Source organism: Jeotgalibacillus sp. ET6, assembly GCF_029667115.1.
GTDB lineage: Bacteria > Bacillota > Bacilli > Bacillales > Jeotgalibacillaceae > Jeotgalibacillus.
In genome coordinates, this window is record NZ_JARUIU010000335.1 from 1 (window position 1) to 233 (window position 233).

The following is a 233-nucleotide window of genomic DNA, read 5'->3' on the forward strand; positions in this document are numbered from 1 at the left end:
GGTAATTTTTTGAGAACGATCAATCCCGCAAAAACATATCCATACAGGAAGAATGAACCTTCAATTTTAAAGGTTTCGGGCTATCTTCTGCAAATTTTCACGAAGCCGATTGTCGACCGTCCTACAGTATTCATCGAAGTCATTCAGCGAAAGGGAGTGTTTGAAAGACTTTCTCATTATAAAATGTGAAAATTATTGTGATTAATGTTATTAATGTAACAATTATGGACGAA

The 233-nt window shown here is 34.8% G+C and carries 1 protein-coding gene; it reads left to right on the forward strand.

Translation table 11 applies throughout. The features are described from left to right. Positions 1-189 (forward strand): hypothetical protein (locus P6709_RS20385; protein WP_278242691.1); only part of this gene is annotated, 189 nt, incomplete at its 5' end. Between the last annotated feature and the right edge of the window lie 44 nt (positions 190-233).